The organism is Endozoicomonas sp. ONNA2 (genome assembly GCF_024606365.1).
In the GTDB taxonomy this organism is placed as follows: domain Bacteria; phylum Pseudomonadota; class Gammaproteobacteria; order Pseudomonadales; family Endozoicomonadaceae; genus Endozoicomonas.
The window spans coordinates 1-8,022 of the sequence record NZ_JAHHPO010000457.1; the positions used below are offsets into that span (position 1 = coordinate 1).

At 43.9% G+C, this 8,022-nt stretch carries 6 protein-coding genes; 3 read left to right on the top strand and 3 right to left on the bottom strand.

Annotated elements, in window-relative coordinates:
* Positions 1–15: 15 nt before the first annotated feature.
* Entirely contained in the window at positions 16–633 is a 618-nt protein-coding gene (locus KDK14_RS08285; RefSeq protein WP_257264623.1) for a DUF4116 domain-containing protein, read from the bottom strand.
* Positions 634–905: 272 nt separating this feature from the next.
* Positions 906–1,160 (bottom strand): hypothetical protein, encoded by a 255-nt coding sequence (locus tag KDK14_RS08290; RefSeq protein WP_257264624.1) that lies wholly within the window; start codon positions 1,158–1,160, stop codon positions 906–908.
* Positions 1,161–1,786: 626 nt separating this feature from the next.
* Here KDK14_RS08290 and KDK14_RS08295 point away from each other — a divergent pair.
* From KDK14_RS08295 to KDK14_RS08305, 3 genes are all read left to right on the top strand, one after another.
* Positions 1,787–2,542, top strand: a complete 756-nt coding sequence (locus KDK14_RS08295) for an enoyl-CoA hydratase-related protein (RefSeq protein ID WP_257264625.1) — start codon at positions 1,787–1,789, stop codon at positions 2,540–2,542.
* A gap of 420 nt (positions 2,543–2,962) precedes the next feature.
* Entirely contained in the window at positions 2,963–5,920 is a 2,958-nt protein-coding gene (locus KDK14_RS08300; protein WP_257264626.1) for a hypothetical protein, read from the top strand.
* Positions 5,921–6,043: 123 nt separating this feature from the next.
* The gene (locus KDK14_RS08305; RefSeq protein ID WP_257264627.1) at positions 6,044–6,592 is read left to right on the top strand and encodes a hypothetical protein; all 549 of its coding nucleotides are present in this window, start codon (positions 6,044–6,046) and stop codon (positions 6,590–6,592) included.
* Positions 6,593–6,976: 384 nt separating this feature from the next.
* Here KDK14_RS08305 and KDK14_RS08310 read toward each other — a convergent pair whose 3' ends face one another.
* Positions 6,977–7,816, bottom strand: coding sequence for a class I SAM-dependent methyltransferase (locus tag KDK14_RS08310; RefSeq protein ID WP_257264628.1), 840 nt, complete (start codon positions 7,814–7,816; stop codon positions 6,977–6,979).
* Positions 7,817–8,022: the final 206 nt, after the last annotated feature.

Below are 8,022 nucleotides of genomic sequence, written 5' to 3' on the forward strand. Positions count from 1 at the left end.
TAGCTAAATATCCTATTATCGGGATGATCGTTCGACCGATTCTGTCGCCCTGAGGATTGCTCCCTTTCTTGCATCAGTGGGAACATATTGCAGTGCATCGGGTGACAGGCCAAGGGCTAACGAATACAGCTCAGACGCTTTGGCACCACCAACCCATGATGAAAGGTTGTAGGGTATAGTAAAGGTTAGTGGTGTGTCCCTGTGTTGTGTGCTGGTACAGACTGACTTGAGGAAATCGTCAGTCATAAATCGCCCCGGCAGGTGAGGTAATACAGATGCTCCGGCATGACAGGCAGCACGATATATTTCCATGCGTTGTGCTGGCGTTAAAAATTCCGGAAGCTCCTTGAAGCATTCGCCGCCTTTAGCGGCTGTCAGACACATTTCAAATGTTTTGACTGCTTCCGGGATGTATTTAAAAGCTTTGGCCTTATTATCCACAGCTATCTGGCATAATTCGGCGGTTTTCAGGGTTTCAGGAACATACTCCAACGCTGACCCATCACTTCGACAGGCTAATTCACACAGTTCTGCTGTTTTACGGTGCTCCGGGTAAAATTGCAGAACCCCGAAGTGTTCGATTGCGATGATTAACAAGTGGTCACTGATGGGTTTATTTTGCGGGTAACTCATCAGCGCAGTAGGCGATTTTTTGCAGGCAAGTTCAAAACGCCCATCAGTTCTTGGGGAATGAGGTGAATAACCTCTGCATCTTTTTCAAGAAGCAAGTCGAAAAAACCATCACCCAACCATTGGCTTTTTATCTGATCAGGTATTTAAGAAAGCGTCTTGCATTCTTCAAGTGCCAAAGCCCGATAAAATACATCGGTTTTCATTCTCTCGGGTAAATACTGCAAACTTTTATAATAATTTTTTCGCACATGCCTGTAAAAATAACTCTGGTATTAACTTTTCCCGGGGAACTTGTTTGATGAAAGAAGGCTCTTTTTTAATTGTTGAAAGGTAATCTTCAGGATCAAGCTCATCAGGGTTGGCATTGGCTGGTACTCCCCAAAGTACTTGACAAAAGGTTTACAGTCACTGACCGGCAATGGTTGCTGTTTATCCATACACTCAGCAAAACTTTGCAGCAACGCTTTTAATTCATCACCAAGATTGCCTTGTGGCAAGTCATGGCTGGCACCGGGACAGGCGTGCACACGTAACCATGGCAAAGGGCTTTCAGCACTGGCAGAAGGATCAGGCGTATTTCTGACGAGTAAACCGTGTTGTTCACCAACCCCTGAAACCTCTTTAACCTGATATTTGCCGAAGGGTTGAGCTGATGGATAGCCGATATGGTCCTTTAGCAGGGGATAAACCTTTCGGGCATCTTTCGGAGGTTGTCCAATAGCAGGTGGACAAGATGAGCTGGCTGAACTTTTCTTTGATTACTCCGACCATTGCTTACTCGAATATTTTTTCATAATTTCAATTTTTTCAGCAAATACGTCAAGGATTGCCTTATTCAAGCCAATTAATTTCAAAGATTCCCGATTGAAAAAATATAATACGTTATTTTCAGAAAGCCCATCATTTGCAATTCAATTCCAGAACATGAATTCAGCGGCTCAGGATAGCTAATCAATGATAAAATTTAAATTACTATCGGTAAGCTTAATATTATTTTATTGGTTTTTCGGTCAGGCTATCAGCAATAATGGTTAGCAGAACCCGTGTGCACTCGAAGGAGAATGGTTAATCGCTCTGTGCTGCCAGTTGTCCAGCGGATGTAATAGAATGCAAACAGTACATAATGACAATAAAGCTTCAGGGAGTTTAAGCCATGTCAGATCTGCAGAGTCATATCCTGATCGAGCAGCAGGATGATATCCTGGCGATCCGCTTCAATCGCACGAATAAAAAAAACGCGCTCACAACAGCAATGTACGCTAGCATCCTTCAAGCACTGATCGCTGCTGATCAGGATGACAGTGTCAAGGTCATTCTCTTTGCTGGCCAACCCGATATGTTCACTGCGGGCAATGATCTCAAGGACTTTCTGAGCCGGGATACCACTCAAGAACCAGAAGCGATAAAAATGCTACGCCAACTTACGGTTCAGAAAAAGCCAATTGTGGCAGCCGCCAGTGGCATTGCAGTGGGTATTGGTGTAACTTTACTGCTTCACTGTGATCTGGTTTATGTGGGTGAAAACACTCGGTTGCGTTTGCCTTTTGTGAACTTGGCAGTGGTACCGGAAGCGGCCTCCAGTTTACTGTTACCGGATATGATGGGGAGGCAGCGGGCCTCTGAATTGTTGATGCTGGGTGATTTCTTTGATGCTCACCGCGCCCGGGAATACGGTATTGCCAATGCTGTAATCGCCAATGAGGAAGTGCTTGAATATGCCTTGGCAAAGGCTAAAGCGCTGGCAGCAAAGCCCCGTGAAGCGCTGGTGCTGACCAAACATTTGATTACCCGGACCCGTCGCTGCGATGTTCAGCAGCGTATTAACGATGAAGCTATTATCTTCGGTGAACGTGTAGCTTCCGAAGAAGCCAGGCAGGTAATGGCGGCCTTTTTTTCCGGTCAGATGTAGTCAGTTCCTTCGATGTTCCTGGCTACGTGGTGTTATGCGTACCCCGAGCGCCAGTTGTTGCACCGATCAACTTTTCTGGCGTGGCAATGGCCCGGGTCTTCTGGTATATTTCGCTGCCAGTTCCTTCCCGGACAGCCTCTTGGGGCAAATTAAAAAAAATGTATGAATGTTGCATTAATAAGCTCAAATTGAACTAATAGATAAATTTTTTGTCTTGTTAGTTTTCAAGTGGAATCGTATAAATTTTGCTAAGTGGGCAGTTACCATGCAAGTCGCAACGTAGACAGGATTGACTTGGTCAAGTGACCAGAGTTGTAACACCGTAAGTGACTGATCAATTAGCCCGAAATCTGGTTACATATGGTTAACTACTTAACTACCTGTGTGTACTTTCGATAAAATCTCAGGAGTCATAGCATTTTGCCTGTTGATTCTTATATAAAGCCAATGACGGCGCTGGAAAAGTCGGTTCTTAAGGATGACTCTTGGTTAAAAGAGTTCATTGGTACATTCTGTTCACGTTACGTAACCGATGGTTTGCAGCGTAGAGCTTTATCCATACCCCCTAACGCTCGGGACCCACTTTTACCACCCTTAAAGTTATTGCAGTTACAGCAACGGCACAGTGTCGGGCGAATAACGTATTTTGGTGCTAAACAGGAATTATGGACTATTGATCGAGTTATAACTTCAGTTCTGGATGATAATAGTGCTGATTTAAAATTTGATCTTACACCACCAAAAAAAGTTGGTTTAACAACAGACAGTGGAGAGTCGGAAAACCTGGATGCTACTTCAGTTGTTGTGCTTAATGATATTGTTTGCAATGAACAAGAGGTAAAATTATTAACCAGCCATGCTCTGAAGGAAGGCAGCTATCTTGGGTTTTATCACCCATTTGGCGCAACTCATAGCAAGACCATCCTTAATTGCAGGGAAGGGCAGTGCACCGTACTATCACCCGGCAAAGGTCTGGTATTGATGTACAAGACATCAGATGAGGGTCTACCCTACTGGGATAAAGTGGCTGCATATTACCATGAAGAGCGCACAGTTCAGATGAATCCCCTGCTTCAAGAGACGCTGGATTTAAATCATGAAAACTTAAGTAATGGTCAATACCACCTGCCGATCAAAGCGGTTCAGGAAATCTCCTTGCTTAAAAGAAAATCCCGAACCTGCCTGGATATATACCGTTGTTGCCAGACGAATAATGATGTCGGTTCTTTAAAATCATTAAATAAATCAATAACAGAAAGAGTTGCAAATGGTAGGGGTGCTGCAATATTCAGCATAATTGTCAAGAATATTTCTGCTTCCCATATGACTGCAGTCAGATTTATTCAGGATAATAATAAAATCATTGTCTATTTACACGAAACAATAAATCCAGATTGCCCTTTGGCGACAGACACGAGAAATTTTGTCATTAAAGGGATATCCGGTGGCTTAAAAAATATTCGCGATAGTCGGTTATATTTTTTGACTACTCCAGCTTCCGGGTATCTCCAGTCAGATTATTACAGCTGTTCAATAACGGCACTGAAAGTGACACAGTCATTTGATAAAGAACGCAATAAACTTGACCAATTTTTTAAGCAGCTGGTGAAGGATAGTGAGTCTGATAAATCTTTGATTAACTATCATGAATTGAGTGCGCAAGGCTCTGGCAAGGCAGGTAGTAAAGGGAATAGTCATCAGGAAAATATCAAGGTAGGCACTGTGCCACTGACATCATTGCCAGCAGTTCTTCTGAAGTTTTATCAAGGAAGTCAGCAACTTCTGTCTGATCATCAAAAAACAACCATCGTCAGTCATACCCAAAAATTAACACTGGAAGACTATTTCCTGAAATATCGGTTCCTTGACCCGGAAACGAAAAAGACTTACAACGTGGCTGCCTTATGTAAAACCAATAAGGCATTTGCCATGTGGAAAGACATGATCAGAAATTTTACCCCCCTATTCTTCAGGATTTTTAAAGTTGATTTTGAAAAAGCCACCAAAGAGTCGGTCAATCGCTGGTTAAAGAATTCCACGTATTCTAATATCGAAATCAGTTACAATGATTTGAAAATGTTAAAGCGATATAAAAATTTTGTTACCATGGAGGCGGATTTAAAACATTGGCGTGATGATGAATTTTTAAAGTGGAAGTGTCAATGCAATGAGTTATTGCTTTGGCTCAAGGAGATAAGGCCAAACACAACGGATTTGAATACAAGTCAACTGATGTGGCGCTGGTGTCAGTTTTTAAACAATTGTCTTGATCCTGGTTCTGAAGTCCAAAGTCTTTGGGCTCGACGGGATGTCGGCTACGTTGCTGAACGGCTTGAAGCCCGTTTGCACTTAATAGAAAAGAACGGGCGACCTGAACTTCCCTTCCACTGTGGTGAAAAATTCTACAGAGAGCCAGTGAGCTTGCCACCGCCTGAGTTTAACGAAAAGTTCAATCACAGTGGTAATCGGTGTTACATCCATACTGAAGTCAAAGAGTCTTTGAAACAGCCCGGGCGTTTTAACAGGATTGTCATGACCTTTCCAAAAGAGTTACTTCCAGATTCTGATAATGAGATAGCTTGCTCTGAATCTGTTTCAGATAAACCCGAACCGATGGAACTTGAATTACCATTCGACGTGCCAGGGGAGGAAGCTACTGACTCACCCGTAGTTTCCCGGGACGATAACCTGGCCAGATCTTCGACACTCGATAAACAGGGATTAACGGCTATTCATGCATTCCCCACGGGACGTTATTTACTTGCCTTAAATGTACCTGATGATTCCGCCAGTGGCTATGTCGCTGGTTTGCCTGCTGTGAATACTGTTTTTCGTCCCGAGGGAAGAAAAACCTTACCAGCCACTTTATTCAATAATGCCCTGAAAAGAGAGCGAACAGCGCCGGAATCGGGTTTTTCCGGCTCTTCGATAAAGAAACAACGAATTATGGCTGATTCTATACCTTTTAAGGTCCCTGCAAAACTCGATATGGCAGTGATAGCTGACTCAATATTAAATAAACTCGAGAAAGATGAGTGCAAGGCTGCATTCGAGATGCTTTTCATGGTGCTTCAAAATTTATGGACACTGGATATAGCAAACAAAGAGAAATGCAAAAATAAGCTAATGATACTAAAACAGGCCATACAAAAAGTCTGTGAGATTTCCAAACGTACTAACGACCTTGAGAACTACCTTGCGTGCAACACCGTTTCGGGTCTTCTTGGCTTGGATGAGACAAAAAAAAGAACTTTGACTGTTGCTTTTGCACTTATTTATCTTTGTAAAGTTTTAGCTGCCGCTGGTGAACTGGTTAATTATGAACCTTTGGATATTATTAACGCTGCAAGGATTTATATTGACAGAAATACTAAGTAAAAGGTTTCAGTTTTCTGGCAATTACAACGTGACACCGATTATTTATTTTTCAAAATCGGAACTTAAGTACTTTATAGATGTCCAAGTGAATAGTTGTTTTATTCTTCCTTTGAGGTAACCAGCGTGATTTCAAGAACCATTTGTCTCTCTCTGCTTTTGCTGTCAGCACTGGCCAATGCGGTGGATGATCACCATAAGTTGTTGTTAAGTATGAAATACTATCTTGACGATGAGGTGATCAAAGAGGTTAATTTTTACGGAACCGAGATTGATCCTAATGTGGTGACGGATGCGGTCGGCCAGTTCATGCTGACGGTGGATGGGGTTGAATTGGATATGGTGAAGGATGCCACTTACCGGCGGCTGAATACGCTGAGGCGTTCATTCAGCTATGATATCTTTACCCGGGGGATTCGCCAGCTTGAGCCAGGTCAGGCCATGTGTAAGCTCGGTGGTCCGGCCAGTGGGATCATATTGGAAACCCGTTATCTGACCTATCAGAACCACAAAATTATTCATGAAGAGATGAAGCCTGTTTTTGACCAGGCCTTGAATTGTCTCTATCAGCGCAGGTACCAGCCTGTGAATGAGGATGCCCGTGAAACTACCCGGGGCGTATTGGAAACTCTGAGAACCATTGCAGAGTTCAGTACCCGGGATGCTGTCCGATAATAGCGCCCGTAGTTACTTTGGCAGAAAACTGAGGATAAGCATTCGGTTTTGTGAGGTGAATAGTGGGGCTATTTGCGGAATAGAAGTAGATTTTTAGACCAATTTGCTGCCACCGAAGGTGGGCGGTCTATTCTCGGACAGCCTCTTGGCCAATACCCAAAAGGCATTCATTGACTACTGTCGTAAACATAGACATGACTCATTGAAGGAGCAGTACGATAAATTGAATCGTAAATTTCGGGGGTACTTTGCGTTCTCCCTTAAAAGACTTTCACCACAAAGACACAAAGGAAGAAAAAAGAAACCTTGTCTTTGTGTCTCCGTGTCTTTGTGGTTCAAAAAAAAGCGTATCATGGGTCCACCATAGTTATATAGAATGGCTGGCTATTTATGACCGATAACCACCGCCATTTCATCCCCGTCAACCCGGGGCCTGCCACGTAAATCACTGTAGGTAGCCTGAACTTTCAAATCATGTTGCTCAAGCTCACTGCGCAGCATGTCAATGGTAAAGTGCTGCAGCCAGTTATAGACTGTCCACTCTCTTTCTTCTTCACAAATGACATACTGGTCCAGGGTGACCAGTTCAGGTCTATACAAGAAGGAAGATTGAATACACCAGTAGTCCTGTGCACTCCAAAAACCGTTCATGGCGTTTCTGGCCAGTGTCACGTCTTCCGATTGCTTCTCAAATCGTGCAGAGGTATAGACATCCAGGGCAATAACCCCATTCGGTTTCATTAGCGATTTAAACTTATTCAACAACCTGGCACGTTGTGACGGGTTCAGGGCGCAAAGGTCACACATCACTAATGTGATTAAATCAAACTGCCGTGAATCGTGGTAGTCCAGGTAATTGCCCAGATGGTATTCGATCTTCAGATCCGACTGCTCTGCCTGCTCGCTTGCGTACCCAAGGGAGTTTTGCGAAAAATCAAGACCTACCACAGTGCCTATTCCCCGTTTTTTCAGGCGCTGGGTATACAGTCCCGGGCCGCAACCAAAGTCTATCGCTGCTGAGGATTGATTAAGGTCAAGGCTTGAGATCAGCCAGCTGACAGAATCATCAATAAAATCAAACGATCTGGATGCAGCGTTGATATCAGGGTTTAGATGATAGGCCAGCATTTGCCTGGCAATATGAGGATCAGCCCACAATATTTCTGCCGTGTAAGTTGACCACACCACAGGTTTAGCTGTTGCGTCATTGAGTTGTTTAAACATGTCGGTAATTTCAACGATTAATCAGTGAGTAAGGGCGTGTGTTGGCTGGTTAACTGTAACTGTTTACTGATCCCGATCGGCAAAGGTACACAATTAAGATGTGCAAGACCCGTCGTAAATATCGCCTGATCGGGCCGGGCCGCGCAGGCGCGGAGCGGCCACCCGCCGTTCGTGTGAGACCCGGGAGGCTGTCCGGGAATAGACTG